This window comes from Bradyrhizobium sp. 2TAF36 (assembly GCF_052114925.1).
GTDB classification, from domain to species: Bacteria; Pseudomonadota; Alphaproteobacteria; order Rhizobiales; family Xanthobacteraceae; genus Bradyrhizobium; species Bradyrhizobium barranii.
Map to the genome: position 1 here is coordinate 1 of NZ_JBFRFR010000076.1, position 26,505 is coordinate 26,505.

The 26,505-nt window shown below is 63.4% G+C and carries 31 protein-coding genes and 2 pseudogenes; 22 read left to right on the forward strand and 11 right to left on the reverse strand.

Annotated features, from left to right (window positions below; all coding sequences use genetic code 11):
* The 6 genes and pseudogenes from AB4Z51_RS34510 to AB4Z51_RS34535 form a co-directional block, all read left to right on the forward strand.
* Positions 1-380, forward strand: a pseudogene (locus tag AB4Z51_RS34510) (Ku protein); the annotation flags it as partial.
* Complete coding sequence (locus AB4Z51_RS34515) at positions 377-712, forward strand: hypothetical protein (protein WP_441498885.1); 336 nt, start codon at positions 377-379, stop codon at positions 710-712. The pseudogene AB4Z51_RS34510 and the gene AB4Z51_RS34515, both read left to right, overlap by 4 nt.
* Positions 713-1,375 (forward strand): HAD family hydrolase, encoded by a 663-nt coding sequence (locus tag AB4Z51_RS34520; protein ID WP_441498886.1) that lies wholly within the window; start codon positions 713-715, stop codon positions 1,373-1,375.
* A 6-nt stretch (positions 1,376-1,381) separates the two neighbouring features.
* A complete protein-coding gene (locus tag AB4Z51_RS34525) occupies positions 1,382-1,984 on the forward strand; it encodes a cell envelope biogenesis protein TolA (RefSeq protein ID WP_441498887.1) in 603 nt (200 codons plus the stop codon).
* A gap of 197 nt (positions 1,985-2,181) precedes the next feature.
* Positions 2,182-2,637 carry an Hsp20 family protein gene (locus AB4Z51_RS34530; RefSeq protein WP_441498920.1) on the forward strand — a complete coding sequence of 152 codons (456 nt, stop codon included), beginning with the start codon at positions 2,182-2,184 and terminating at the stop codon, positions 2,635-2,637.
* 86 nt (positions 2,638-2,723) lie between these two features.
* A complete protein-coding gene (locus tag AB4Z51_RS34535; protein WP_441498888.1) occupies positions 2,724-3,044 on the forward strand; it encodes a hypothetical protein in 321 nt (106 codons plus the stop codon).
* A gap of 61 nt (positions 3,045-3,105) precedes the next feature.
* On the opposite strand, the gene AB4Z51_RS34540 is transcribed toward AB4Z51_RS34535, so the two are convergent.
* Complete coding sequence (locus AB4Z51_RS34540; RefSeq protein ID WP_441498889.1) at positions 3,106-3,234, reverse strand: hypothetical protein; 129 nt, start codon at positions 3,232-3,234, stop codon at positions 3,106-3,108.
* 111 nt (positions 3,235-3,345) lie between these two features.
* Complete coding sequence (locus AB4Z51_RS34545) at positions 3,346-4,503, reverse strand: ATP-binding protein (protein WP_441498890.1); 1,158 nt, start codon at positions 4,501-4,503, stop codon at positions 3,346-3,348.
* A gap of 620 nt (positions 4,504-5,123) precedes the next feature.
* On the opposite strand from AB4Z51_RS34545, the gene AB4Z51_RS34550 reads away from it, so the two are divergent.
* The 4 genes from AB4Z51_RS34550 to AB4Z51_RS34565 all read left to right on the forward strand — a co-directional run bounded on the left by AB4Z51_RS34550 (position 5,124) and on the right by AB4Z51_RS34565 (position 9,892).
* Positions 5,124-5,912, forward strand: a complete 789-nt coding sequence (locus tag AB4Z51_RS34550) for an alpha/beta fold hydrolase (protein WP_441498891.1) — start codon at positions 5,124-5,126, stop codon at positions 5,910-5,912.
* Positions 5,905-7,029, forward strand: a complete 1,125-nt coding sequence (locus AB4Z51_RS34555; protein WP_441498892.1) for an ATP-binding protein — start codon at positions 5,905-5,907, stop codon at positions 7,027-7,029. The genes AB4Z51_RS34550 and AB4Z51_RS34555 overlap by 8 nt, the downstream gene beginning before the upstream one ends.
* Before the next feature lie 109 nt (positions 7,030-7,138).
* Positions 7,139-7,486, forward strand: coding sequence for a response regulator (locus AB4Z51_RS34560; RefSeq protein WP_441498893.1), 348 nt, complete (start codon positions 7,139-7,141; stop codon positions 7,484-7,486).
* Positions 7,487-7,771: 285 nt separating this feature from the next.
* Positions 7,772-9,892: an ATP-binding protein gene (locus AB4Z51_RS34565; RefSeq protein WP_441498894.1), complete on the forward strand. Its 2,121-nt coding sequence runs from the start codon at positions 7,772-7,774 to the stop codon at positions 9,890-9,892.
* A gap of 71 nt (positions 9,893-9,963) precedes the next feature.
* Here the strand turns inward: AB4Z51_RS34565 and AB4Z51_RS34570 are convergent, their stop codons facing one another.
* Both AB4Z51_RS34570 and AB4Z51_RS34575 read right to left on the reverse strand, forming a co-directional pair.
* Positions 9,964-10,974 (reverse strand): 2'-5' RNA ligase family protein, encoded by a 1,011-nt coding sequence (locus AB4Z51_RS34570; protein WP_441498895.1) that lies wholly within the window; start codon positions 10,972-10,974, stop codon positions 9,964-9,966.
* On the reverse strand, positions 10,958-11,080 hold the full coding sequence (locus AB4Z51_RS34575; protein ID WP_441498896.1) for a hypothetical protein: 123 nt from the start codon (positions 11,078-11,080) through the stop codon (positions 10,958-10,960). Before AB4Z51_RS34575 ends, AB4Z51_RS34570 begins: the two co-directional genes overlap by 17 nt.
* Before the next feature lie 106 nt (positions 11,081-11,186).
* Between AB4Z51_RS34575 and AB4Z51_RS34580 the strand changes: the two genes are divergently transcribed.
* Positions 11,187-11,498, forward strand: a complete 312-nt coding sequence (locus AB4Z51_RS34580) for a hypothetical protein (RefSeq protein WP_441498897.1) — start codon at positions 11,187-11,189, stop codon at positions 11,496-11,498.
* Between the two features lie 9 nt (positions 11,499-11,507).
* Here the strand turns inward: AB4Z51_RS34580 and AB4Z51_RS34585 are convergent, their stop codons facing one another.
* Entirely contained in the window at positions 11,508-12,128 is a 621-nt protein-coding gene (locus AB4Z51_RS34585; protein WP_441498898.1) for a response regulator transcription factor, read from the reverse strand.
* A 120-nt stretch (positions 12,129-12,248) separates the two neighbouring features.
* Here AB4Z51_RS34585 and AB4Z51_RS34590 point away from each other — a divergent pair, with 120 nt between their 5' ends.
* The 4 genes from AB4Z51_RS34590 to AB4Z51_RS34605 all read left to right on the forward strand — a co-directional run bounded on the left by AB4Z51_RS34590 (position 12,249) and on the right by AB4Z51_RS34605 (position 14,961).
* Entirely contained in the window at positions 12,249-13,568 is a 1,320-nt protein-coding gene (locus AB4Z51_RS34590; RefSeq protein WP_441498921.1) for a histidine kinase, read from the forward strand.
* Positions 13,569-13,654: 86 nt separating this feature from the next.
* A complete protein-coding gene (locus tag AB4Z51_RS34595; protein ID WP_441498899.1) occupies positions 13,655-14,020 on the forward strand; it encodes a nuclear transport factor 2 family protein in 366 nt (121 codons plus the stop codon).
* A gap of 111 nt (positions 14,021-14,131) precedes the next feature.
* Positions 14,132-14,476, forward strand: a complete 345-nt coding sequence (locus AB4Z51_RS34600; RefSeq protein WP_441498900.1) for a DUF1236 domain-containing protein — start codon at positions 14,132-14,134, stop codon at positions 14,474-14,476.
* A 59-nt stretch (positions 14,477-14,535) separates the two neighbouring features.
* The gene (locus AB4Z51_RS34605; protein ID WP_441498901.1) at positions 14,536-14,961 is read left to right on the forward strand and encodes a hypothetical protein; all 426 of its coding nucleotides are present in this window, start codon (positions 14,536-14,538) and stop codon (positions 14,959-14,961) included.
* A 63-nt stretch (positions 14,962-15,024) separates the two neighbouring features.
* Here the strand turns inward: AB4Z51_RS34605 and AB4Z51_RS34610 are convergent, their stop codons facing one another.
* Positions 15,025-15,435, reverse strand: a complete 411-nt coding sequence (locus tag AB4Z51_RS34610) for a hypothetical protein (protein WP_441498902.1) — start codon at positions 15,433-15,435, stop codon at positions 15,025-15,027.
* Positions 15,436-15,624: 189 nt separating this feature from the next.
* Between AB4Z51_RS34610 and AB4Z51_RS34615 the strand changes: the two genes are divergently transcribed.
* Positions 15,625-16,029, forward strand: a complete 405-nt coding sequence (locus AB4Z51_RS34615; protein ID WP_441498903.1) for a hypothetical protein — start codon at positions 15,625-15,627, stop codon at positions 16,027-16,029.
* Positions 16,030-16,256: 227 nt separating this feature from the next.
* On the opposite strand, the gene AB4Z51_RS34620 is transcribed toward AB4Z51_RS34615, so the two are convergent.
* Entirely contained in the window at positions 16,257-16,484 is a 228-nt protein-coding gene (locus AB4Z51_RS34620) for a hypothetical protein (RefSeq protein WP_441498904.1), read from the reverse strand.
* 238 nt (positions 16,485-16,722) lie between these two features.
* Between AB4Z51_RS34620 and AB4Z51_RS34625 the strand changes: the two genes are divergently transcribed.
* From AB4Z51_RS34625 to AB4Z51_RS34635, 3 genes are all read left to right on the forward strand, one after another.
* Positions 16,723-17,817, forward strand: coding sequence for a DUF1236 domain-containing protein (locus AB4Z51_RS34625; protein WP_441498905.1), 1,095 nt, complete (start codon positions 16,723-16,725; stop codon positions 17,815-17,817).
* A 275-nt stretch (positions 17,818-18,092) separates the two neighbouring features.
* Positions 18,093-18,452 (forward strand): response regulator, encoded by a 360-nt coding sequence (locus AB4Z51_RS34630; protein ID WP_441498906.1) that lies wholly within the window; start codon positions 18,093-18,095, stop codon positions 18,450-18,452.
* Positions 18,453-18,511: 59 nt separating this feature from the next.
* Positions 18,512-18,727 (forward strand): hypothetical protein, encoded by a 216-nt coding sequence (locus tag AB4Z51_RS34635; RefSeq protein ID WP_441498907.1) that lies wholly within the window; start codon positions 18,512-18,514, stop codon positions 18,725-18,727.
* Positions 18,728-19,373: 646 nt separating this feature from the next.
* Here AB4Z51_RS34635 and AB4Z51_RS34640 read toward each other — a convergent pair.
* The 4 genes from AB4Z51_RS34640 to AB4Z51_RS34655 are packed head-to-tail and all read right to left on the reverse strand — an operon-like array spanning position 19,374 to position 21,137.
* A complete protein-coding gene (locus AB4Z51_RS34640; protein WP_441498908.1) occupies positions 19,374-19,643 on the reverse strand; it encodes a hypothetical protein in 270 nt (89 codons plus the stop codon).
* The gene (locus tag AB4Z51_RS34645) at positions 19,640-20,359 is read right to left on the reverse strand and encodes an SOS response-associated peptidase (protein WP_441498909.1); all 720 of its coding nucleotides are present in this window, start codon (positions 20,357-20,359) and stop codon (positions 19,640-19,642) included. Before AB4Z51_RS34645 ends, AB4Z51_RS34640 begins: the two co-directional genes overlap by 4 nt.
* 2 nt (positions 20,360-20,361) lie before the next feature.
* The gene (locus AB4Z51_RS34650) at positions 20,362-20,811 is read right to left on the reverse strand and encodes a hypothetical protein (protein WP_441498910.1); all 450 of its coding nucleotides are present in this window, start codon (positions 20,809-20,811) and stop codon (positions 20,362-20,364) included.
* Between the two features lie 14 nt (positions 20,812-20,825).
* A complete protein-coding gene (locus tag AB4Z51_RS34655) occupies positions 20,826-21,137 on the reverse strand; it encodes a hypothetical protein (RefSeq protein WP_441498922.1) in 312 nt (103 codons plus the stop codon).
* An 855-nt stretch (positions 21,138-21,992) separates the two neighbouring features.
* Between AB4Z51_RS34655 and AB4Z51_RS34660 the strand changes: the two genes are divergently transcribed.
* The 3 genes and pseudogenes from AB4Z51_RS34660 (at position 21,993) to AB4Z51_RS34670 (ending at position 26,269) form a co-directional block, all read left to right on the forward strand.
* Entirely contained in the window at positions 21,993-25,385 is a 3,393-nt protein-coding gene (locus tag AB4Z51_RS34660) for an ATP-binding protein (protein ID WP_441498911.1), read from the forward strand.
* Between the two features lie 27 nt (positions 25,386-25,412).
* Positions 25,413-25,867, forward strand: a pseudogene (locus AB4Z51_RS34665) (Hsp20 family protein).
* A gap of 81 nt (positions 25,868-25,948) precedes the next feature.
* A complete protein-coding gene (locus AB4Z51_RS34670) occupies positions 25,949-26,269 on the forward strand; it encodes a hypothetical protein (protein ID WP_441498912.1) in 321 nt (106 codons plus the stop codon).
* Positions 26,270-26,505: the final 236 nt, after the last annotated feature.

Genomic DNA, 26,505 nt, shown 5'->3' on the forward strand with positions numbered 1-26,505 from the left:
ACGACGTCAAGGTCACCAAGGACATGCTCGATCTCGCCAGGCACATCGTCGAACAGAAAGCCGGCAACTTCGAGCYGGACAAGTTCGAGGACCAGTACGAAACCGCCCTGGTCGATCTCATCAACCAGAAGCGGGCCGGCAAGCCGATCGTGCCGAAGGATCGGCCCAAAGGCGAGAACGTCGTCGATTTGATGGACGCACTGCGCAAGAGCGTCGGCGGCGCCGCGGCCGAGACTAAGGCTCCTAAGAAGCCAGCCAAGAAAGCCAAGAAGGCGGCGGCCGGCCAGAAGGAGATGCTGATGCCCATCGCCGGCAAGAAGCCGGCGAAAGAAGCCGCCGCGAAGAAACCGGCAGCGGGGGCGCGGCGGAAGTCGGCGTGAAGTACCCGGTGACCCCGGACGGACGGTACTTCGTCGTCCGCGGCCGGCTTTGGCGGTTGGCCAACCCGGGCCTTGAAGAGGCGGAGCGATCGAAGCTGACGAAGCGGCTGATGGCGGCCAGGCGCGCGGTGCGGGATGCGAAGGCGGACGGGGATGCGGAGGCCGAAGCGGCGGCCCATCGCGCCGTGGACGATGCCAAGAGAGCGCTCGGCGAGCGAGGCCCGGTCTGGTGGGACGATGGTTCTCCCGACGTCAACCGCCACATGGCAAAGAACACGATCTACGTCGACTGGTATGCGAAGACAGGGCGGTCCCGCCCCGGAGGATCCTGAATGCCAAAAGCCGCCATCTTCGACGTCGACGGGACTCTTCTAGACTCGGTCGATCTCCACGCTCTCGCCTGGCACGAAGCCATGGTGGAGTTCGGTCACGACGTCAGCTTCGAGCAGGCGAGGAGCCAGATCGGCAAAGGCGGCGACAAGCTGATTCCGCACTTCCTCACGGCCGACGCTCAGCGCGACCACGGCAGCGAGATGGAGGAATGGCGCGGCAAGCGCTTCAAGAGCGAATACCTGCCGCTGGTGCGTCCCTTCTCCGCGGTCCCCAACCTGCTGAGGCGCGTACGCGATGCAGGGCTCCGCATCGCCGTCGCGTCCTCCGCCAAGAAGGATGAGCTCGCGAAGTACCTCGATATCGCYGGCATCGCAGACTTGGTCGACGTCACGACCAGTTCGGACGACGTGAAGGAATCCAAGCCGGCCCCCGACATCTTCGAGGTCGCTCTGGGCAAGCTCGAAATCGGAGGCGGAGACGCCGTTGCGATCGGCGACACCCCCTACGATGCCGAGGCGGCGGGCAAGGCCGGCATCCGGACGATCGGCGTGCTCTGCGGCGGGTTTACCGAAGCATCGCTGCGGCAGGCCGGATGCACCAAAGTCCGCCCCGGGCCGGCAACGCTGCTGGCCTGCTTCGCGGGTTCGCTCCTCGCAAAATAGACGCCCATGCCGCGAAAGCTGAAGACCTACCAGACCTCGCTCGGGTTCTACGATCTCGCGATCGCGGCGCCATCGATGAAGTTCGCGCTGGAAGCGTGGGGCGCCGGCAGCAACCTTTTCCATCAGGGACACGCGAAGGAGACCGACGAACCGGACGTCGTCGCCGCCACCATGGCGAAACCGGGCGTGGTGCTGAAGCGGCCGGCCGGATCGAGTGGACCGTTCGCCGAACATGCCGACCTGCCGGACCTGGAAGAAGGAGCCAAGCCGAAAAAGAGCCGCCGGCCGGAGCCGAAGCGACGAGCGGCTCCCAAGACCAGCGTCGAGGATTCGCGCAAGGCGGCCGCGCAGTTCGAGCGGGAGCAGCAGCGGCGCGATGCCGAGCGCCGCAGGGAAGAGGCGGTTCGGGAGAAGGAGCGGGCCAAGCGCGAGAAGGCGATCGCGAAAACGCAGGCGGCGCTGGACGCGGCGCAGCGTGAGCACGACGAACGGTCGGAAAATCTGGAAGCGGAGCGGCGCGACGTCGAGAAGCGCATCGAGGCCGAGGAGGCGCGATGGGAAGGCGAGCGGGAGAAGCTCAGGGACGCCCTGCACCGCGCCCGGGAATAGGCCGGCAACATCCGGTTAACCGTCTCGAATCCTCGGTCGAAATTTTTGCGTTGGCCCCTTGAAACTATTTGCGAGATTCGTAATTTTTCCGGCGTCGCCATGCGGCGATCGGGATGCCGTCAGGGTCCCGCAACTTGAGACGGGCACCGGTCGTGTCCGGTGCCGCCCAACCATTTTGCTCCTTGGAGGATCTGGCTATGCGCACTGTAGATTTTTCGCCCCTGTTCCGGTCGGCCATCGGCTTCGACCGCCTTTTCGACCTCGCGGAAGCCGCCCAGCGCGTGGGCGAGGAAAGCTATCCCCCCTACAACATCGAACGCCTCGACCAGAACCGCTTCCAGATTTCCGTCGCGCTCGCCGGCTTCAGGCCGGAAGAGGTCGATCTGACCGTCGAGCAGAACGTGCTGACGCTGGAGAGCCGCAAAAGCGACAAGGAAGAGCGGACCTTCCTGCATCGGGGCATCTCGGCCCGCAACTTCAAGCGCCAATTCACCCTAGCCGACCACGTCGAGGTCAAGGGCGCCAGCTTCGAGAACGGCCTGCTCGTCATCGACCTGCAGCGGGAGATTCCCGAGGCCAAGAAGCCGCGCCGCATCGCCATCGGCGGGGCAACCCCCAGCAACGTCACGCAGATCGAATCCAGGGCGGCCTGACCGGACACAGCTGCCAAGGATTGGATCGCCGGCCGCGCGGAAACTCCGCGCGGCTTCCCTCAACTCGTCTTCGAATGGAGCAAGCCATGCGGCCGACGACCGCTTTCGACGACAACATCATCGATCTCGACGCCGTCCTGCATCCCGGTACGGTATTCGAACATCCGCGAGACGTGGTCTCGCATCCCGCCCTCAGCCTATCCGAGAAGCGCGCCATCCTGGCGTCTTGGGCCTCTGACGCATCCGCCATCGCGTCCTGCCCTTCGCTGCGGGCGCCGGAAGGGCTGAAGGCGCCGGTGACGATCGACGAGATCCTGGAGGCGCTTTGCGCGCTGGACGGTGGTCCTCGCAATCCTCCGGGTGGCAAGCCGATGCGAATGCGATCCGTCGAGCGAGCCGCCGCCTAAAAAAATCGACGATTGCAGGCACCGAAATCGGCTGCACCGCCGCATCCTCGGTGCCTTGCTATCAGCGGCTCGACGGGCGAACGGGACCGGCTACAAGGCGATAGGTCGGCACCCACGCGGAATTCCAGGTCTCCATGGTGTCGCCGCACACCGAACACTCGAAGCTGTTCACCTCCCGGACTGCGGCCATCCCCCTCGGTCCTGCGATAGACCGCTCCGCATTTGCAGTGCCTGTGCTGGTCGGACATGTGGTCAGCCTATGCTTTCCGGCCTGCCTTGTGATGAAGTCGCTCGCAACTCGCTACGCGCGGGGCAGATCGATCTTGAACGTCGTGCCGCTTCCTTCCTTGGAGTCGACGGTGATGTCCCCGCCGTGGGCCTCCACGATCAGCTTCGCGATGTATAGGCCCAATCCGAGATGCGAGTGTTCGTCCATGTCCTGGACGTTGCCGCGCATCCAACTCTGAAAAATGGTCTTCTGGCTTTTCGCGGGGATCGGATCCCCGAAATTGTGGACGCTCACGCGCAGCGCGTCGGGATCGTCGCCGGAAATGGTCACCGTCACCGGACCGGACCCGTCGCTGTACTGGATCGCGTTGCCCATCAGGTTCGAAATGACCTGCCCCATTCGCGCCGCATCGAACATGCCGGTCGGATCGCCGTCGTGCGTGACCGTGAGAGGTTGTGCTTCGTGTATCGTTCGCATTTCTTCGGCGAGTGACCGACACAGCGCCGCCAGATCAGCCGGCGTTTTCTTGATGGGGATTTCAGTTCCGAAAGACGAACGGGTCAGATCGAAAAGATCGTCGAGAATGCGGGCAGCCCGGTCCGTCGTCCGGACTAGTTCCGAGACCATTTTCACGTGGTGAGGATCGGAGGACGTCTTCGTTCTCTCCATCCACTGCGCGGCCATGGAGGCGGCGCCGATCGGGTTCCGAAGATCATGGCCGAGAATCCCCAGAAACAGGTTCCTGGAGTTGGTGATGGTCTTCGTATAGTGCGCCACCGACTCCGTGACGGCCTGATCGATCGCTTCGTTGAACCGGGTCAGGTCCTCCAGATCGGTGCTGGCGAGGGTCTTGTTGTACGCCACCCACTGTTTGACGACGCTGGCTCGCAAGGCGCGATATTCCGCGACCATCTGATCGATGTCGAAGCCGTCGGCCAGACGCAAAGCCGCGTGGATTTCGGCGGCGCTGTTGCGTAGCGCTCCATCGCCGCTCTCGATGCCGTGCGATTTATCTACTTGCTCGGAGGATGTCTGCGGAGATTCCAGATCCGCGGCGACGAACCCCAGAATATCGACGATATGGTCCTTGAGGGCGAGCTTCGACATTCCGTCGCTCGCCGGCGTGCGCGTCTTCGCGAACGCGATCCATTCTTCGATGATGGCGGGCTGGTTCTGCCGAATGAAATCGGCCAAACGCTGATGTCGATCTTCGTTGCTCGAAGCGTTCACGCGGGGGTCGCCTTGATGTTTGAGTGTCCACCCACTCTAGCCAACTACCCGGTCTTGCGGCAACGGAACTTCCTTAAGTCGTCGCGCCCGTGAGGCGGTAGACGTCACCGGCTCTAAGGTTGAGCCGGCGGAACGTTTGCCACTGCTCGTCCGTCAATTCTTGTGCGGCCAACTCGGCTGTCCATCCCTCCGGCACGGCAGCCAGCACCAGGGTCAAGGCTTGGGAAGGTTTTGCCAAGGCGAGCCACAGTTGGGCGACGCACCGCCCGTCAAGGGATCGTCCGGCGACACTTCCACGATGGTAAACGAATTTCCGAAAGACTCGGCCATGCAGAACAACCTTGCATCGAGCCGCCGGTTTCAAGGCGGCCACTGCCGCGGGCCAGGCAAGGTCGCGGCCGATGCTCACCAACGTTTGCGCTTCCGCAGACGCCGGCAGGAGGCCGAAATACTAACGGGAGAAAAGCGGCGACGGAACCTATACCGGTGGATTCAGGTTCGCGGCGGCGGAACGGTTTCTCATCGCGGTCGTTGGCTATCTGATCCCCAGCCCAGAGGGTCTGACGGTCACCCGGCAACAGCCCCGATGATTGTGAAAGTTCGGCTCGTCGGGGAGATCCATGGATATTCGGAAAAGAAACAACGTGCACGTCACCGGTCAAGGTGATCGGCCGATGGTCTTCGCCCATGGTTTCGGCTGCGACCAGAATATGTGGCGCTTCGTGGCGCCCGAGTTCGAACAAGACTTCAATGTCGTGCTTTTCGACCAGGTCGGCGCCGGAGGTTCCGACCTATCGGCCTACGATAAGACCAAGTATTCGAGCTTGCACGGCTACGCCGACGACCTGGTCGAGATCGGACGGGATCTGGGTCTGAAACACGCGGTTTTCGTCGGTCATTCGGTCAGCGCCATGATCGGGCTTCTGGCCAGTTTGAAGGCTCCGGAGCTTTTCGGGCGGATGGTCTTGGTGGGCCCGTCCCCCAGATACATCGACGATGGCGAATACGTCGGTGGCTTCACCGAAAAGCAGATAGCGGAGCTGCTCGAGTTCCTGGAAGACAATCACATGGGCTGGTCCGCCGCCATGGCGCCTTCGATCATGGGCAACGCCGACCGTCCAGAACTCGGCGATGAATTGACGAACAGCTTCTGCCGCACCGACCCGGAAATCGCAAAGGCATTCGCGCGCGTGACCTTCACCTCCGATAACAGGAAGGACCTCTCGAAGGTTACGATCCCGACCCTCATTCTCCAGTGCAGCGAGGACATCATCGCGTCGGAAGCGGTAGGCGAATTCGTCAGAAGCCAGATCCCGGGAAGCGAGATCGTCTTTCTCAGAGCCACGGGACACTGTCCGAACCTGAGCGCGCCGGCGGAGGTCGTCTCGGCCATCAGGGCCTATGTCTGAATTCCGCCCCACCGACGAGTACAAGGATCTGTTCGAAAACGCCCCGTGCGGCTATCTCACGATGGGGCCTGACGGGCGCGTCTCGAAAGTCAATTCGACCCTGACGACGTGGACGGGTCTTGGAGCCGGCGTTTTCATCGGGCGGCGGCTCCACCAATTCCTCAACATGGCGGGTCGGATCTACTACGAAACGCACATCGCGCCGCTGCTGCGGATGCAGCGGTTCTTCAACGAATTCGCTCTGGATTTCGAGACCGTGGCCGGCGATCGGCTACCGGTGATCGCGAACGCCGTCGAACGCCGCGATGCCGATGGTGGGTTGTTGTTTACCGCGGTCGTGGTCATCAAGGCCACCGATCGCAGGCGGTACGAACGCGAATTGGTGGAATCGAGGTCGCAGCTGCAGAAGGGTCTCGCCACCGAGCGCGAGACCGCCGAACTGCGCGAGCAGTTCATCGCCGTGCTGGGACATGACCTGCGCAACCCGCTCGCGGCTATCAGCGCCGGTGCACGGATCCTGCAGCGCTCGGGCGCGCTGCAGGAGCACAAGCACCTCCGCGTTCTCGACATGATCAACACCACCGTCACTCGCATGTCAGACTTGATCGACGACGTGCTGGATTTCGCGCGTGGACGTCTCGGCAGCGGTATCGTGCTGAATCGCGACGCGACACAGCCGTTGGAGCCGATCCTCGAGCAGGTCGTCGACGAACTGCGCACTTCATCCCCGGACCGCATCATCGAGACGAGCTTCGCCATCACGGTGCCGGTGGATTGCGACCGCGCGCGCGTGGGGCAGCTCCTGTCCAATCTGGTCGGCAACGCGCTCACCCATGGAGCGCGTGATCGGCCCGTTCGCGTGGGAGCGGACACCGAAGACGGGGAATTGAAGCTGTGGGTGGCCAATGCCGGCGAGCCCATTGCTGCGGCTGCGATGGAACGGCTGTTCGAACCGTTCTTTCGCGGCGACGTCCGCGATAGCCGACAGGGTCTTGGACTAGGGCTGCACATCGCCTCGCAGATCGCGCAGGCCCACGGCGGGCGGATCGACGTGACGTCCACGACGGAAGAGACGCGGTTCGTCTTCAGGATGCCATTGACCCGGCTTGCGCCATGACGAAACGGCGTCAAAACCCACGACGGCCAACGCGTGCAGAACGCCCCGTTGTTCGATCGCTTGTCGGAAACGGAGGTCCGTTTTGACGCATCGTCAAAGTCCCGCGATCTTGATCGTCGAGGACGAATTCCTGATTCGGGAAGACGCCGCCGAGAGCATTGCGGAGGCCGGCTTCGAAGTCATCCAGGCGGGCAACGCCGACGAGGCCATTGCGGTCCTCGAGGCCCGCTCCGATATCCACGTCGTCTTTACCGATATCCAGATGCCTGGTTCGATGGACGGCTTGAAGCTCGCCCGCTTCGTTCGGGACCGTTGGCCGCCGATTAAGATCCTGGCCACCTCCGGCTTCGTGAAGGTTGGTCCCGGCGATCTGCCCGCCGGGGGCATGTTCCTGCCTAAGCCCTATCGGGGCGCCGATATGGTCGCGACGCTGCGCAAGCTGACCGGCTTCGGCTGATTTCCTAATACCGCAGCTAACGGCCGGCGGCTCCAGCAATTCGGAGCCGAACCTTTTCGGCGGACGGCGGCGTCTCCCGCGGGCATCCACGCCCGGTCCACGATCGGCGCCAACTCACTTCGAGCGAGGCATGACAGCTGGCCTGGCCGACATCGCCACGCTTCACGGATTGCGGCAGCACCGTCCCTTACGGGGAACCTAGCCTCGATTTCGGGCTTTTTCCCACATCCGCGGCGACCCTTAGCAGGACTCGCGGTTGCCGCCATTTGCGCCTGGAAACCATGAGTGGAGTCCTACACCTTGACTGACAAACGCCCTGCCACCGGCCTCGGCGCTCCTGAAAACACAACGGCGCCGGTATCATCCCCCGACTATCAGGCCGTGTTCGACGCGTCGCCTACGCCCCTGCTGGTGATCGCCCCGCCGGACTGGACCATCGTGGCGGCGAACGAAGCGAGGCTCAAGGCGACGGACACGACACGCGAGCAAAACCTGGGGCGGAAGCTTTTCGACGTCTTTCCGGACGATCCCAACCAACCCGAAGCGGACGGCGTCCGCAACCTCACTCGATCGCTGGAACGCGTGCTTGCCACCAAGAAGACCGACGTGATGCCGTTGCAGCGCTACGCCTTGAGTGACGCCACCGGCGTTTTCGTTGAGAGATGGTGGAATCCAATCAACACTCCTGTTTTCGGTGCTGATGGGGAGGTGGCGCTTGTCATCCACAGGGTCGAGGAAGTGACCGATCTGGTTCGCTTGCAGGGCGAGATGGCCGCCAATGACAGGGTGGCCCAACAACAGCAGGCCATTATCGATCAGCTTCGAAACACCGAAGCCGCGCTGCGGGCAAGCGAAACGCAGCTTCGCTCGTTGAACGCCGAACTCGAGCTTCAGGTTCTCGAGCGTTCGCACGTGCGCGGCCAAACATGGCGGCTCAGTCCGGAACTGCTGGGCGTAGCCGACCTTCATGGCGTTTTCACAAGCACGAATCCGGCCTGGAGCCGGACGCTCGGGTGGAGTGAAGGAGAGATCGGGCAACTCCCTTTCTTGGAGCTGGTCCACCCGGACGATCGCGAGGCGACGGCTTCCGCTCTGGAGACTTTAAGGCGGGGCGATGCTGTGCTTCGCATGGAGAACCGCTGCAGGACAAAGACGGGGGGATACTGCTGGATTTCGTGGATCGCCGTTCCCGAAGGCGATCAGATTTACTGCAGTGGCCGAGACGTGTCGGCATCTAAGGAACAACAGGCCCAACTTGCCGAGGCGCAGGAGGTGCTGCGCCAAAGCCAGAAGCTCGACGCCATGGGCCAACTGACTGGCGGAGTGGCGCACGATTTCAACAACCTGCTGACCCCGATCATCGGCGGCCTCGATATGCTGGTACGGCGGGAGGTGGGTAGCGACAGGGAGCGCCGTCTGATCCAAGGAGCGCTGCAGTCGGCGGAGCGGGCGAAGACCTTGGTTCAGCGGCTGCTGGCGTTTGCGCGGCGACAGCCTCTCCAGCCCACGGCCATCGACGTGAGGCGTCTTGTGAACGGCATGGCTGGCCTCATCGCCAGTACGTCGGGCCCGCGCATCGCGTTGCGGCTGGCGCTGTCGGATGATCTTCCGCCCGCCCTTGCCGATCTGAACCAACTTGAGATGGCGCTGCTCAACTTGGCCGTCAACGCGCGGGACGCCATGCCCGAAGGCGGGACCTTGACCATTTCGGCGGCCCGCGAGTCGGTGCGTCCAGGTCACCGCTCGAAGCTGCGTCAGGGCCACTACGTGCGGCTCTCCGTCGAGGATACCGGAAGCGGCATGGACGAGGCGACGCTTGCGCGCGCCATCGAACCGTTCTTTTCGACGAAGGGCATCGGAAAAGGCACGGGCCTCGGGCTTTCCATGGTGCACGGACTTGCGCTGCAACTGGATGGCGGGCTCACGATCACAAGTCGATTGGGCGAGGGGACGGTCGTGGACCTCTGGTTTCCCATCAGCTCCGTCATGGCCGGCGAGCAAGCCGGGTCTGTCCGCGGAGCCGCCGGTCGGGCAGGGTTGGGGACGGCGATGTTGGTCGACGACGAGGAGATGGTCCGCTTGAGTACCGCGGATATGCTGATGGATCTTGGCTACGACGTGGTTGAAGCATCCTCCGGCGAAGAGGCCCTCCGACTGATCGATGACGGACTTCGGCCGGATCTCGTCGTGACCGATCATCTCATGCCCGGCATCACGGGTGTTGAATTGGCCAAAGCTTTGCGCGCTCGCCGACCAAGCCTTCCATTGCTGATCATATCCGGCTACGCCGAGGAGGACGGGATGGACCCATCGTTTGCCCGATTGACGAAGCCATTTCGAAATTCGGAACTGACCGCAAGGCTCGCAGAGATGCCGGACTTTCTCGCGAGCAACGAGGGTAAGTAGCTTGCGGCTCCTTGAACGTGATCAGTTGAGCGTCGCCAACCGACCGCGGAGCTAACGGGAGAACGAATCGTTCACTGGTCGAAGAGTAGCCTCCGAACCAGCTTCCACGGGCCGCCGAGTAATTCCCAGACCAGCAGACCCGTGAGCGAACCGGGACGCGGCTCGAAGCCGTGTTCAAACGTTCGATGCAGCTGCCGCGCGGCGTCTGCGGTCGCCTTGTTCTGAATCGTGACATGCGGCCGCCAGGCCTGGCTGTCCTGCCGCGAGAATTCGCCGCCCATCCCGCCACATGCTGCGGCCCTCAACCGGTCGAGCTCTGGAGACCGGATCCGGACGGCAACACCAAAGCCCAGCAGGACGGGCTCCTCGAACAGGGGTACGGGGGCGGCGGAAAGCTCGATGGCGTCCAGGCGCCCTGTCTGCGCCGACGACAGACGGTGAAACAGCGTCAGGGGAGCCGGCAGCAGGTTCCGCTCCGGAGGAAAGTGTTCGCGACGGAGCCCGTCCAGCCAGGCGAAACTGGCGGCCTCCAACTCGGCTGTCAGGATGAACGTCCGATCCATGCGTAACCTGGTATCGCGATCGGTGCTGTTACAGCAATTTCCGTCCGGACATTCCGGGCACGTGTCGCCGACCGAATCGAGGACCTCGCGGACTTCCGCCACCGTCCGCCACGAAGGCCAGCCGGTGGACGTGACGTGCCAAATCGAAAGCGTGCTCCAGCGCGTGCGGATCGGCATGCTGCTCGTCGAACGGTGGCGGGGCGGCCCGGAGAGCGAAGCTCGACAAGCTCCGCTCTCCGGATCTTCCTTATCTGCCTTCCGGAGCCCAGGTGGTGCTGGCTCGATCAACTTGAAGCCCGGGGCGCCTTTCAGATCGTCCTTGGTTTCGTCCAAGGTCAACCTCTTCGCGGTCTTTACCGCCGTGAACGGCACGATCACGTCCTTTTCGCCTGCCCCCAGGAAGCCGCCGACGCCGATGACGAGGCCGATCTTGCCCGACTTGTCGACGAGAACGTCGTCGATGTCGCCGATCTTGCTCTCCTTCGGGTCGTAGACGGCCTGTTTATAGTAGTTCGTCACGGTCCAGCTTTCCGCCCGTGCCGCGGTCAGCACGGTCGTCGCCGCGAACGGCGGTGGTCGCCACGGTTGCCGCCAGCAGCGAGCCGATTGCGAACGATTTGTTCATGTCATGCTCCATGTGGGTTTGGCTGCATCCAACGGGATAAAAGTGGCAATTGGTTCCCCGCGCGGAACGAGGCCATGTGCTTCGCGGTTGAGGGCCCGGAGGGCACATGAGCCTTAAGCAACGCATCGAAAATCTGGGCGCCTACAAATCCTTGTTTCTGTTGGCGGTGCCGACGGCGACGGTCGAGCCCTTGAAACTGGTAGCGGTCGCCGTCGCTGGAAAGGGACACTGGGTCGCGGGGACGACCATGATCGCGTGCTGCTATCTGCTGAGCCTGGTCGTCGTCGAGCGTCTGTTCGGTATCGTCAAACCGAAGCTGTTGACCATTCCCTGGTTTGCCAGGCTCTGGAGAGCCGTTCTGTCCATACGAACATGGGCTGCCGCCTCGTTCCGTCGCTTGCGCGAAAGAGCGGGTTGACCCGCTTCGTCAATGCAGGTCGATCTCCACGGCGATCCGAACGAGGTCCGAATGATTTTTGGCGCCGAGCTTAGTCTTGAGGGTCGAGGTCGTGTTGGCAACCGTCTTGTAAGAGACGCCGAGTTCAGATGCCACTTCGGCGATCCGGTCGCCCCGACCCAGGAGCCTCAGGATCTCGAGTTCGCGCGCGCTCATCTGCGTTAGGGGGCTGGCCTTGACCGCCGCGTCGGCGAAGGTCGTGGCTTCGGCCAATCTGGGCGAGACGAAGCGTTCGCCCGCTGCGACCTTCCTGATCGCCTTCGCGAGGAGCCGCGGGTCGTCGCTCTTGGAGACATACCCCTGAATGCCCATTTCGACCGCGCGCATCACGAACGCCGGATCGTCGCTCACGCTTAGGATGACGATCTTGGCCGCCGGATCATCCCTGCGGATGCGCCGCGTCAACTCGAAGCCGGTGAGGTCGGGAAGCCTTACGTCCACGACCGTGACGTCGGGATGGTTGTATAGGTACGCCCGGTGGCCCGCCTTCGCGTCGGATGCCTCCAGGATCTCGATGGAGGGGTCCGACGTGAACAAGGCCCGGCAGCCGGTCACGACAACCGGATGGTCGTCGACGATCAGTACCCGCATGACGATCTGGTCCTCATTCGCACGTCGTTGCCTCCTCCAGTTGTGGAGAACGTCGCGAGCGCTGTATTGGTTTCGAAATAACCGAGCGTCGGTCGGACTGAGGAGCACGAAGTGCACAAGATGTGGAATGGTCTTTCCTTCCGGCAGAGGTTGTTGCTGCCGATCGCTCTGATGATCCTGAGCGCGCTGGTGTCCGGAGCGGTTGCGCTTCTCGTCTTCTCTCCCGATCAATTCGAGTACGAAAATGAACAGGAGTCCGGGTCTGCGCGCGCCGTAGCGAGAGCCCTCAATGGAGCTTTGGAAGCCTCGCGCAATCCGGAGCAGACGCTGGCCGCATTCGGCAAGGGGCTCGGGAATGCCGAGGCGATCCGATACCTTCCCGCTGGAACACGTGAGCCGGTGCCACCGTTGCGCGGGAAGGCAAGCAACGTGCCCGCTTGGTTCGTTTCCAACCTCACGATCCCCGACCTGGCGAAGAGCTATCCAGTCAACGTCGGCCCTGCACGCGCCGGCGACATCGCCTTTGTTCCGGACCTCTCCGCCGACATCTGGGAAAAGTGGATGGGCTTCGTCGCCATCCTGTCGACGGGCTCGTTGCCGATGCTCCTGGCCGCGTTCGGCGCTCACCTGATCGCCGGCAGGGCTATCGTTCCGATGGAACGTCTGGGTGCCGGCCTCGTCCGGCTGCGCGAGGGGGACTACGACACGGTTATCCCGCTCGTCGGCCCTCCTGAAGTCCGGAGATTCTGCCAGGAAGCGAATCGGCTTGCCGGGACCTTAAAGGACCTTAGTCGGGACAACCGTGACCTGCTGCGACGGCTCGTCTCGCTGCAGGACGACGAACGCCGTCGCTTGGCGCGCGAACTTCACGACGAGATGGGCCCGCTTCTGTTTGCCATCCGCGCTAACGCTGCCGCGATCTCTGACGAGGCGGGAGGCCTCAGCAGGCCCGTACAAGGCATCGTCGGCGCAGCAGAAGCCCTGCAGCAGGCCAACAAGCGGATTCTGCAGGGATTGAGCCCGCTCTATCTGGCAGAACTCGGGCTCCGCGAAAGTCTGGAGGCCCTATTGCGCGACGTCGGAAAGCAGGCCCCCGGCCTCCGCATCCGCTCACAGATCGAAGATCACCTTGACGCTCTCGACGATCTACTGTCGCAGACGGTGTATCGCGTGGTTCAGGAAGGGGTCACCAACGTGCTCCGCCATGCCGACGCGTCGACGATGGAGGTAGCGGCGAGAATCGAGGGCGATAAAGTGCTGATTGAAATCGCGGATGATGGGCGCAGAACGCCATATATCAAGTTAGGTCGCGGACTGACCGGCATGTCCGAACGCGTGCGTGCGCTCCACGGCAATCTCCAGTTGGCGCGCGAAGACGAGCGCACCATCGTGCGCTGCAGCCTCCCGATCCCTCACGACGCAGACGTTCGAGGGACCTAAACGGGAGCAGAACCGTCGGTTCATCGACCATTCAAGTCGCGCGGCCTAATCAGACCCCGCCACCGGGGACAACTGAAAGGTGGACCATGTCGGGAACTGACTTCGATCCCATCGCAATCGTGATCGATTGGTTGGACGCATGCCGCGAGCGCCGTCTCGAGGACTTGCTTGCGCTGTATGCAGATCAGGCGACGCTCGATTGCTGCACTGGAGAACGATTCGTCGGGCGGCTTGGTCTGCGTCGCTACTGGGCGGCCAAGCTGCGCGGCGCAACGTCGACTTCATTCGTGCTCGACGACGTCTATCCGGAGCAGGACTGCATTTGGCTCGACTATCGCGATTACGACGGTGCCGTTGTGAGCACGAAATTCTGGTTCGATGCTGCCGGCGGCATCGTCAGGACGCTCTGCACACCGATAGTACAGGACGGCCCAAGCTCCCAGGTGGCTTGACCATCGAACGGTCGCTCGTCGGGAAAAAGCGGCAAAATTCTATCTTGCTCAGGAACTTCGGTGACGGGTCAAGGTTCTCGCTGCGTCGCATCAAGCGGCAAGGAGAACATGATGAAGAAATTGCTGCTGATTACCGCCGCCGCTGCGCTGCTCTCGACCGGCGCTATGGCACAGTCCACCGTCGTCACGACCACGGGCACCGGACACACCGCTGCGGTGCAGATCGAGCCCGAGTATCGCACCAAGATCCGCTCCTACGTCACGGAGCATAAGATCAGGCCGATCGAGAGCCGCGAGAAGATCGTCGTCGGCGCGCCGGTCCCACGTGAAGTCGAACTCGAGGCGGTTCCCGCCGAGTGGGGTCCCTCGCTGACCAGGTACCGTTACGTTTACTCGGGCGAGCGCGTCATGCTTGTCGATCCGTCGACCCGGACCGTGGTCCAAGAGGTCGAATAGTTTCGCCGCGGCGGGCCCTGAAACGGGCCCGCCATCCGCCGACAAGCGAGCGGGGGTCCATGCCGATCATAAGATATTTCGTTTTCGTCGGCAGTGTGCTCGTCGCCCTGCTTTTTGCGATCGACCGGTACCTGCCGATGCCGCCCGAGACCGGGCATGCTTCCGATCCGGACAAGACAATCATCCGGATCCACTCGGCGCGTAGTCTTCCGGAAAAGATCGTGTTCGATACGCGGACACCGACTGTTGCGCCCGTCTTTGCAAGCGCAAATCTCATTCCCGAAGCGGTAGAACACGCCTCTGGGGATGTCCTTTTTGCAACGGCGGCAGCACCGGCCGCGGCCACAACGAAAAACGAGGCGCCGGTCCGCAAGCGTGCCGAGAACCCTCTGCGCAAAAAACCCGCGCCCAAGCCGGCGACGATCATGCCAGACCGGCGGCTGGCGTCGGAGCGGCGCGACTTCTTTGCAGGTAGCTGGTGGTGACCTGCAGCGCCTGCAAAGGGACGGGCCGCGTCCGTCTGGAGCGCGGCCTGTCGTCGTCGTGATTCACCAATGATGATGCCAGCGGTGCCGCACCACCGGATATCCGCCGCCGTAGTAGGCGTATGCCGGCCTTACGACCCGACGATACCGGTAGCCGTACGAAACTGGTGCCGAGTAGTAGGTCCTGGTGGCATAGCCTCCCCAGCGATAGGGCGCATCGTACCCATCGTCGTAGGCGTAGGGCCCGCCGTAATACCCGGCGCTGTAGTAGCCCGGGCCGCCGTAGTAGCCGTAGCCCGAGCCCCAGCCGTACGCCGAAGAGGCTACGCCGCCGATCACCGCACCCGCGATCAGTCCGCCTGCGATGCCCGGACCCCACCCGCCCCGCCAATGGGCTTCGGCGGGCGATGTCGTTGCGATCGAGCCGACGCCCAGAGCGCCGACCATGGCCGCCACCATTGCAATCTTCTTCATCGAGGTTCTCCTTTCCTAGCTACCCAGCGAACAACGGGAAAAAGCGGCAATGGTTGCCTCAGAAGAAGAGCTTTCACGTCAGGATGGCTCCTCGCCCGGGAGTTTGCCGAGAGAGATGAACAGGACTTAGACTTTGACGAATAAGCGGTGCCGTCCAACTCGATGTGACGCGTGGCGAGGAGCCGGGACGTGAACTTCCAGGTGACCRTGCTGAAGATCCTGGTGAGCTATCCCGGTGACTTCGCGACCATGGCCGACCTCAAGCGCGATATGGCGATCCTCGCCACCAGCGGCCGGGACTGGGCCGACCGCACCAAGCGCCTGGCGGCGCGCGTTCCCGAACTGGACATCTTCTCGCAAGCTTTGATCGAGCGACTCGACGGCGGCTGGCGCATTACCGGGAAAGGACGAGCCGTCCTCGCCCTCATGGAAGCCAGGCCTTCCGAAGCGGAGCCTTTCCATGGGGCAAGTGCACTTGAAGAGCCGCCAGCGGGCACCGGGCCCCGCCTTCCGCCCTCCGTACGTCTCGGTCGAACCAATCGACTTCAGCGTCGCCGCGCCGCCCGGGCGCGAGCCCGCGCCAAGGCTTCCTGACGAGCTCGGCGAGGCTTCGGCCGGGGCGTAGACAGCAAAACGGCCCGTCCGGTGCCGGACGGGCCGTTCGAGCGAGCGTATCGCTCGCTCAGTGCATGTGAACCAACCAATAGCCGGCGCCGCCGACGACGATGACGGCAGGCACGGCCCACAACAGCAATACGGGCATGATGTCCTCCTTCGGTTGTCCAAGTGAGTGTCCGTGGGCCGCTCGGGCCCTCGGGGCTTTACTGCTCGGTGCAGACCTTCGTGGTCTTCATGCCGCTCTCGGCTTCGGTCTTGGTCTTGTAGGTGCCGTTGTCGACGATGGTGGTGGTCGTCGAGGTGGGCTTGGTGTCCACGACCGTGCACTTCTTGGTGGTGGCATCGCGAACCACGTAGAACTCGGCGGCGCTGGCCGCCTGGGAGCCGAGGGCGAAGGCGGCGAGGGCGCCGCAGACGATCAGTTTTTTCATGTCCATTCCTCCAATGATTTTAAGCTACTTCGCAGTAGTAATCGCCAACCGAAATCGCGTCGGAAAGTTCCGGTTTTTCCCGATTGTGGATTCGCGTCAAAAATCCGAATTCTGACCACATCCTCTTCGCCCGCGCAGCATTTTGGCTCTAATCGTCGTGCCGATTGCCGGAATATCCCGAGTTGGAACTCAAGGCGGCAACCAAGGTTGTCTGGGCCTAACAATGAGGGAGTATCCCATGAACATGCGTCTATTGCTGGCCACTACGGCCGCGGTTGCGATCGCCACTTCCGCGTTCGCGCAATCGTCCCCCACCACCTCGAGCACGAATCCGCCGACGCAGCGTCAGCAGGATTCCAACACGACCCCGCCGCCATCGAGCACGACGTCGACCCAGTCGACGACCTCTTCAGGCAGCGCTCAGCCGGCCAACCCGTCGTCGAGCTCCGCTCAGACCCAGGCACCGGCTTCCAGCCAGAACGCATCCGGTCAGGGGGCCAACTCCGCCTCCGGCGCGAACACTGCACAAACGCCCTCTTCCGGTAGCCAGGCGCAGACCGGCCAGCCCGCGAACCAGGCGAACCCACCCTCCAGCCAGGCGCAGACCAACACGCCTTCGAACGGCAACGCGCAGACCACGAACCCGGCGTCAACCAGCAACCAGGGGCAATCGCCCACGGGCACCGGGACCACGAACACCGCCCAGCAGCCGAACAACCAGCAGAACGCGGCCGATCGCTCGTCGAGCACCAACGTAAACGCTTCGGTCAACATCAACGATCAGCAGCGCACGCGCATTAGCCAGTCGATCTCGCATCTCGATGTGCGGCCGGTCGATCGCGTGAACTTCTCGCTTTCCGTCGGGGTCGCGGTGCCGCGCGACGTGCGGCTCCAGCCGTTGCCGGCCGAGGTGGTCGAGGTCGTGCCCCAGTATCGAGGCTACAACTTCGTACTGGTGAAGGACGAGATCGTCATCGTCGAACCTTCGAGCTACCAGATCGTCGCGGTCCTCCCGTATTCCGGGCGCTCGACCGCCTCCGCGCCGGCGCGGACCGAACAGCGCAAGGTGACGTTCAGCGATCGCGATCGCGAAGTGATCCGGAAGCACGCCAAGGCCCGCCCTGTGGAGCGCGAGCGTCAGACGACGGGTAGTGCGGTGCGGACCGAGATCCGCAGAGGAGAGCGCGTGCCCGAGGGCGTGGAAGTCGAGTCCTTCCCCGAGGAGGTCTATCGCGATGCGCCGACCCTCCGCGAGTATCGGTACATCAACCGCGACAGCCACACCTACATCGTCGAGCCGCAGGAACGCCGCGTCATCGAAGAGATCGATTGATCCGGCTTGGCCGGCCGTGTCCCGCACGCTAGGTGAGGAACGATAGGCGCGCCAGCACGTCGAGTCTTCGCTCCCGGCATTGCCCCCACTAGTCGGGAGCGAAACCTGCCCCCACAGGTCGGCGACCTCGACCCATCGGTCGGGGTCGTTTGCCATCTGGCTTCTAACGAGTCCCGCCGCTTCACCCGACCTTCTTCGAGAATGAAAAGCCCTCCTCGAAGTCGGCATGATGCCAGGGCTCTCTTATGGGCGCGCATCGTTCTCGAAGGATTCAAGTGAGCCAACCCCGAATATCTTTCCTCGTCGTCGAGGACGAAGCCCTGATCCGCATGATGCTCGTGGACATGATCGAGGAGCTCGGCCACGTCGTCGTCGCCGAGGCCGGAAGCCTCGAGGATGCCGTGAGGGTCGCGTCCGATGCGGCGTTCGATATCGCGATCCTCGACATAAATTTGGGAGGCTCCAAGAGCACGCCTGTCGCCGAGGTCCTGGTGAAAAGAGCGTTGCCGTTCATCTTCGCCAGCGGCTACGGGGAGGACGGCTTGCCGGAGGACTTCAAGGATCGACCCATGCTCCGAAAACCGTTTCAACTGGACGCCCTCGATCGAGCGGTCCAGACCGTGCTCGAGAACTGAACGTGTCGGCCCGTCTAAGCCGGCGCGAGCGAGGGCCGGAGTCCGCGGCGGGATCCGCGATGGGTGCGAGGAAGGACGAAGTGGCACTGACCCGATTGAGCGCTCGCGCGCAGAACGCCGTGCGCGCTGCGTTGGCAGGTCGCCCCGCGACCTCCGAAAATCTCCGGTCACTGACGCAGCGCGACCTGTTTGCGATCTCTGGCGTCGGCCGGCGCACGCTGAAGGAGGTCGTCGGCTGGGCGGCGATGTCGGGCGTGCGACTTCCACGCGGGTAGCGCCGGTCGACACCGACCGTGGGGCGCCCTCCGCCCGATCGATGAGTTCGTTCTTTCGGTCGCGGGCCCGCTCCTCGTTCTGAGTGCCAATAAGAAAAAAGGCCCCGCTAGGGGGCCCTTTGCAAAGTCTGATTGACGAGAAAAAAATTAGGTGCGCTCAAAGCCAGCCCCGGGAATGAAAACTACTTCGGATACAAACCCCACGCCCGGACCAGCCTATGAGAGCAGCGGTTTGTTTCAGGATTATTTCGTCGAAATGAGAATCGTTGTTCCTGGCACGGAACAAGAGCGTCGAAGGCCAATGTCGCGTGCCATGATGAACGTGGAAAAAATACTTTGGCATAGCAGTTCTCACATGCCGCTTGTGGAGGTCGGAGAGACGGCCCCGGTTGGGGGGCTTTGGGGCAAGTAGACCGGGGCCGCTCCGCCAGCATCGGCGGCGATGCTTGGCAGGTTAACAATTGGCCTGCGAGGCCGGTGGTTCCAAGTGGTTCGACGCAACCGTAGATTCGTGGTCGGCCGCTCGCAGGTATGCGATGCTCGCAATATTTTCGCGTCTCGGAGGGAAGCCGATGCGCCTTGCATTGCCTTATCTGGGGATCGGTCTCTGTGCGTCGCTGGCGGCGTGGCTATCGGTGCTGTTGCTTTACTGACGCGGAAACAGGTCGATGCCTTGCGCCAGTATCCACACATAGGTATCGCTTTCGTGCAGCTCGAGCCAGCCGCGGTCGAGAGCGAACTCGAGGCCGGCACCGACCTCGCTGCTTTTGCCTTGAGCGTGAACAGGAATGGCGCGTTGATCTTCTCGATATGAATTCGCCCGTCCTGAACCGGCGCGACACCGGTCGCTAACTCCACCAGTTTGCGGACCGCGGCTTTCTGGATTGGCGTAGGGACGGGTCTCAGCGAGTCTCATGTAGCAGCTTGATCCTCTTTCGCCCCACGCGCCACGATTCTCAGTGTGCCGTCCGGGAGCGGTCGCTGCAGCTTCAGGGCTTCCTCCGCTGGAGCGGTCATCCAGATCTCGACCTCTTCCGGCGTGGTCAGGATCACGGGCATCGCCTTCGGGTGGATGGCGAAGACTTCCGTGTTCGCCTCCGTCGTCAGGAACGCGTAAAGGTCGTTGTTGGTCTCGCCCTCCTTGATCTTCCGGACCGACGTCCAGTTGGCCCAGATGCCGGCGAAGCACGCGAGGGGACGGCTCTCGTCGAGCGCGAACCAGATGTCACCGCCCTCGGCCTTGTTGAACTCGCTGAAGCTGTTGAACGGCACCACGCAACGGTTTTCGACGCCGAGCCATCGCGTCCAGTGCTTGCTTTTCACGTTGCGGATGTTGGTGGTTCCGGAATCCGGCTCCATCCGGAGCAATTCCTTGAAGTCGACCGTCTTGCCCTTGGCTTGCAGCTTCTCGGCGCGCTTCTTGGTCGCGTCCATCAGTGCCTTCGACGACGACGGCATGCCCCAGCGCGCGGTCGCGAGTTCACGCCCCTCCGCGCCGCTGCGGACGATCGGCGCCTTGTAGTCGGGGAAGACGCCGGGCATCGGCGCGAGGTTGCCGACGTACCGGTTGACGACCCGGAACAGCGCGCTGATCGCAGCCTGGTTGGTCGTAATCGAGTAGAGGTTGCACATCGTCAGGTCTCCGTAGCGGCCTGGCGAGGGCGCTGCGCCAACTGTAACAGCGAGGCTGCGGGCCGGCGACCAGCCTTGGCGCACTTAGTGCAGCGAAGGCGGCTGGCCAGGTCATGAACGAACGTGGTCGGCGGATGGCGCAGCGCGGCTAGGTCAACGTCGCGCTTGGTCCGGCAGCGCGAACATTCGATCTCAAGCCACGCGTAGCCGCCGTTGATCGCCTGGTCGATCGTCGGCGACGGGTCGATCGGTTTGCCGTCGGCCCACATCCGCTCGTTCCAGGATTCGCAAAGCAACTTGTCGGCCGTCCGGATCAGTTCCTCGCCCTTCGCTCGCGCCTCGGCGGCCTGCGCGGAGAGAATCGTCGTCATGGCTCGCGCGCGACCGAGCTCCTTGCCGAGCGCCTTTCGGTCGCCTCCGGAGAGCGGTGTCGGATGGTGCTTTGGTGCCATGGGCCGCCCGCAGGCTAGACGGCGTACGACGGCCAGCAGCCGTCTTCTTCGTGACGGCCGGTCCGCTGCGTGCACGTGTTGTCCAGCAGGCGCTGGCCGACGTCGCGCCACCTCGCGTCCGGACCGTACAACCGGACGGCGTCGACCTTCTGAATCTCGATGGTACGGCCGCAGCGGCGGCAGCTCACCCTCAGCAGATGCTTGGGGATTTGGTCCAGGCGCAGCGAGCGGCCGGATGCGCTGGGCCCCGGACTTGTGCTGTCGGCGCAAGGATCGTTCAGAAGCTCCTGCCAGTATTCGGGCGGCAGGTCGTCATTTGGAGCCAGTCCGCGCGCAGGAGGCGCACTCCTGCCAGGAGGGCCAAAAGACGCGCCAACGACAAGGCACGGACCGCGCGCAGGCGCGCGGCCGCGGTGCCGGATGCGGGTCCGGCTCCAGGTCCGGCTCCACGTCATGGCCCCTCGGCGGGCGCGCCGATCCCGGCCACGGTCGTTATGCTCCGGCCCGCCAGGCCCGCCGCAGGCGATGCGAGGCCAGCCGCAGGCATGGAGGTGACCGCCGGCGATGCCGCCGCCGCTCCGCTCCCGGGGCGGCGTGCCGCGGCCACCCGCCCATCGTCCTGAGGACCCTCTAACGTTCCGACACCGATGCCGACGGCGCGCCCGGCCCCTTCTCGCCGAGGTGCGTGGTCGCGGAGCGCGGCGGTTCGGGGCTGCCGGTCCGCGCCCGTTCGCAGCCGCACCGCAGCCGCGTACGCCTTCCGTTCCGCGAAGATTCGCGGAATCCCCGGGGATTCCGCGATGGTTGCTCCTTCCGTCCGGCAAGGGGGAGATCAGGAGAAGCTGACCCCAAGGGTTATGGCCAGCCGCCAAGGCCCGCGCGCCTGAACCACGCGCAGCACCCGATTTGAGACCGAGAGATCGTTTCCGCCGACGAGAGCGCGTGCCGTTAAGGCCGGCTTGCAACCCATCGCGGAGATCGCCCTCTAAGAACTGATCGCGGGACTAGGCGGGGGCCTTCAGAAGCCGAGAGAGAGAAGCTCAGAGAGGCGCTGCGCCTCGCGCGGGAACAAATCGGCAGGGATTAGCATAATGGAACTGACGCTAAGCTAGGGGCGAACTGACGAAATGGCATCTTCGACGGTAAGAAGCACCCCCGACTTCCTGGCGGGAGGCGGGCGTATGGGCGAACTGATGCGAGCCCATGACTGGTCGCAGACGCTGTTTGGAGATCCTGCGACCTGGCCGCAGAGCCTTCGGTCGGCCGTCAGCATCTGTCTTGGGACAAGCTTTCCCATAGCGCTCTACTGGGGACAGGAGCTCGCACTCCTCTACAACGACGCGTGGAGCCCGATCCCGGGCGACAAGCATCCTTGGGCGCTCGGAAAGCCCGGCCGTGAAGTCTGGCCCGAAATCTGGACCGAGATCGGTCCGCTCTATGAAAAGGTGCAGCAGACCGGTGAGGGCGTCTGGCAAGAAGACCAACTGTTGCCGATGCGCCGCTACGGCTACACCGAAGAGTGCTACTTCAATTTCACATTCAGTCCGGTGCGGGGCGAAGACGGAGGGGTAGACGGCATCTTCAACGCCGTCGTCGAGACGACTTTCCGGGTGATCGGCGAACGCCGCGAGCGCACGCTGCGCGAGCTCGCCGAGCGCATGTCGACCGCCCGCTCCGAAGAGGAGGTATTCGCGGTCGCCGTGGAGATGTTCGCGGTGAAATCGGCCGACGTTCCTTTTGCTCTCCTCTACAAGCTTGATACGGCAAGCGACTTCGCGACGTTGGTTGGTCGCGCCGGACTCTCCGCTGACGGCGCGGCCAGCCCGGAACGGATCGACGTCCGAGAGACCAAGTCGGCGTGGCCCACGGCCTCCGTCCAGGAAGGCCGAAGCGAAGTCGTCGAAGGACTTGCGTCGAAGTTCGATCACCCTCTTCCCGGCGGACCATGGCCGGAGCCGACGGACCGGGCCTTGATAGTACCCATCATGGCACCGCTTCACGATCGCAGCGTTTCCGGTTTTCTCGTCGCGGGGGTGAGTCCGCGGCGCGATCTCGACGCGGACTACCGCGCCTTCATCGAGCGGGCGGCCAGTCACATCGCCACGGCGTTGATCAACGTGCGTGCCTTCGAGCAAGAGCGGAAGCGCGCAGAGGCGTTGGCTGAAATCGACCGCGCCAAGACCGCATTTTTCTCCAACGTCAGCCACGAATTCCGCACGCCCCTCACGCTGATGCTCGGACCTCTCGAAGAGGCCCTTGCAGATGCCGCCATACCGCAAACGGCGCGTGTCCAACTCAATCTAGCCCACCGCAACAGCAGACGATTGTTGCGCCTGGTGAACAGCCTGCTGGATTTCTCGCGCATCGAGGCCGGACGGGCCTCCGCCAGATATCAGCCAACCGACCTCGCAACGTTCAGTCTCGACATCGCCTCGAGCTTTCGTTCCGCGATGGAAAAGGCCGGCCTCGTCCTCAAGCTCGAATGCCCGCCCCTACCGCAACCCGTCTACATCGACAGGGAGATGTGGGAGAAGGTCCTCCTCAATCTTCTTTCCAACGCTTTCAAGTTCACGCTCGGTGGATTCGTCTCAGTGACCGTGAGGCCGGGTAGCGACGGTCGCGCGGCCTGCATCGAGGTCCAAGACAGCGGCATCGGAATCCCCGCCGACGAACTTCCGCGGCTGTTCGAACGCTTTCATCGCGTCGAAGGCGCGCAAGGCCGAAGCTTTGAGGGAAGCGGGATCGGACTCGCTCTTGTGCGGGATCTCGTCAAGCTTCACGGCGGCTCTATCGCGGTGAGCAGCGAACCCGGTCGCGGCACGACCTTTGCTGTCTCGCTTCCTTTCGGCAAGGCCCATCTGCCATCCGAGCTGGTGGACGACGACGCCCCCGTAAGCGCATCCCCGAACGCGACGAGAGCCTATGAGTATGCCGACGAAATGGCGCGTTTGCTGTCGGGGGACGGAGAAGGCCTGCTACCTTCCGCGGACCTTTCCCGCGAGGACGCGCGGCGCGTGGACGGCGGCGGAAGCGGCCATGGCAAGAAGATCGTCCTGGCCGACGACAACACCGACATGAGGAACTACCTGCGGCGGCTTCTCGAAGCTGAAGGCTATGCCGTGACGCCTGCTGCGGACGGCGAGGATGCCTACGCCGCAATCGAGAGGTCGCGTCCGGACTTGGTCCTAAGCGACGTCATGATGCCGAAGCTCGACGGGTTCGGCCTGCTTTCCCGCCTTCGCGCGGACGCTCTGCTCACCGACCTGCCGGTCCTACTGTTGTCGGCGCGTGCGGGCGGCGAGGCCCAGGTCGAAGGGCTCGAGGCGGGAGCCGACGACTATCTCGCGAAGCCTTTTGCGGCCCGAGAGCTCCTGGCCCGCGTCAATTCGAACATCCGCATGGCGGAGATCCGAAAGCAGCTTCAAGACAAGTTGAAGGCGCTCAATGCCGATCTGGAGCGCCGCGTCGTCGCAGAGGTGGCGGAGCGCATGAAGATAGAGGAGGCCCTGCGTCAGGCCCAGAAGATGGAAGCCGTCGGGCAGCTGACGGGCGGCGTGGCCCACGACTTCAACAACCTTCTCACCATCATCGTCGGCGGCCTCGACACCATTCGCCGGGCCAAGCCCGAAGATCACGCGCGCATCAAACGTGCGGCCGACATGGCCTTACAGGGCGCGCAGCGGGCTGCTGGTCTGACAGGGCGTCTGCTCCAGTTCTCCCGCCGACAGCCGCTGGCGCCAAAGCCTCTCGATCTCAACGTCCTCGTCGGCGACATGGCGGAACTCCTGCATCGCACGCTGGGCGAAGAAATTGAACTTGAGGGAGTGCTGGCTCCGCGCCTCTGGCCTATCGAAGCCGATAGCAATCAGCTCGAGAGCGCTATCCTGAACCTCGCCGTCAACGCACGCGACGCCATGCCGGACGGCGGCAAGCTCACGATCGAAACCGCGAACACGTATCTCGACGAACGATACGTCGAAAACACAGCTGAAGTTGTCCCCGGACAGTACGTCTTGATCAGCGTCAGCGACTCCGGTTCGGGCATCGCTAAAGAGGATCTGAGCCGCGTCTTCGAGCCTTTCTACACCACCAAGGAAGTCGGTCGCGGCACGGGGCTGGGTCTCAGCATGGTCTACGGCTTCGTAAAGCAATCCGGCGGACACGTTACGATCTACAGTGAGGTCGGCGAAGGAACGGCCGTCAAAATGTATTTTCCCCGCTTCCATGGCGCCGATGTGCCGGAAGAGACTGCGGAGGCGCAAGCGCCCGGCGGCAGCGACGGTGAAGTCGTTCTGGTGGTCGAGGACAACGTGGATGTGCTGCTCGCGTGCGTGACGTCCTCGACAAGCACTAGTCGCTCGCCCAAAGCCGGCGTTGTGGGCACAGATCGGCCCGGACTGAATGCGCGTCTTGATAGCGCACCGGTAGCGGCGGGCTCCAGATCGGGCCTGAGAGGTCGCTTGAAACTTTTCCCTCGCTTCCAAATTCTTTCGGCGTCGTCATACGACGATCGGGATGCCGTCAGGGTCCCGCCACTTAAGACGGGCACCGGTCGTGTCCGGTGCCGCTCGTAACCATTTTGCTCCCAGGAGGATCTGGCTATGCGCACTGTTGATTTTTCGCCCCTTTTCCGGTCAGCCATCGGCTTCGACCGTCTTTTCGACCTTGCCGAAGCGGCCCAGCGCGCGGGCGAGGAGACCTATCCCTCCTACAAATCGAGCGGCTCGACGAGAACCGCTTCCAGATCTCGGTGGCGCTCGCCGGCTTCACTCCGGGGGAGGTTGCGCTGACGGTTGAGCAGAACGTCCTGACGCTCGAAGGCCACAAGAGCGAGAAGGAAGGCAAGACCTTCATGCATCGCGGCATCTCGGCTCGCAACTTCAAGCGCCAGTTCACCCTCGCCGACCACGTCGAGGTCAAGGGCGCCAGCTTCGAGAACGGCTTGCTGGTCATCGACCTGCAGCGGGAGATCCCCGAGGCGATGAAGCCGCGGCGCATCGCGATCAACGGTGCCGTGCCCAGCAACGTCACGCAGATCGAATCTAAGGCGGCCTGAGGCCTTCCTGAAGACAGCGACCAAGCCGCGCGGACCTTCCCGCGCGGCGCCCCTTCAATTCGTCTTGGAATGGAGCAAGCCATGCGGCCGACGACCGCCTTTTATGACAACGTTGTCGATCTCAACGCCATCATCCATCCCGGCACGGTCTTCGAACATCCGCGGGACGTGGTCTCCCATCCTGCCCTCAGCCTGTCCGAGAAACGCGCGATCCTGGCCTCTTGGGCATCGGGCGCTTCGGCGATCGCGTCATGCCCCGCTCTGCGGGCGCCCGAGGGCCTGAAGGCTCCAGTGACTATCGACGAGATCCTCGAAGCGCTCTGTGCGCTTGTCGAAGGACCGAGAAATCCGCCTGGCGGCAAGCCCATGCGTCCGCGACCGGTTGATCGCATAGCGGCCTAGGAAGGGGACGATGCAGGCAATCGACGGGCGACCAGTTCGAGCGGAGCCGCGCCCGCAACCTGCGACGGCAGGTCGACGAGTGGAAGACCAGGCGCTCGCCGGCAAGGACGCATTTGGCCGGCGGCGTCTTGGTCGAACGGCGTGGCGGTCTTCGTCGAAGTCCAGAACGCCTTCGCCTCAAACGAGCTTGACACGACCCGCTGGCGGAATACTTTTCGAGCGGGAAGCATTCCTGC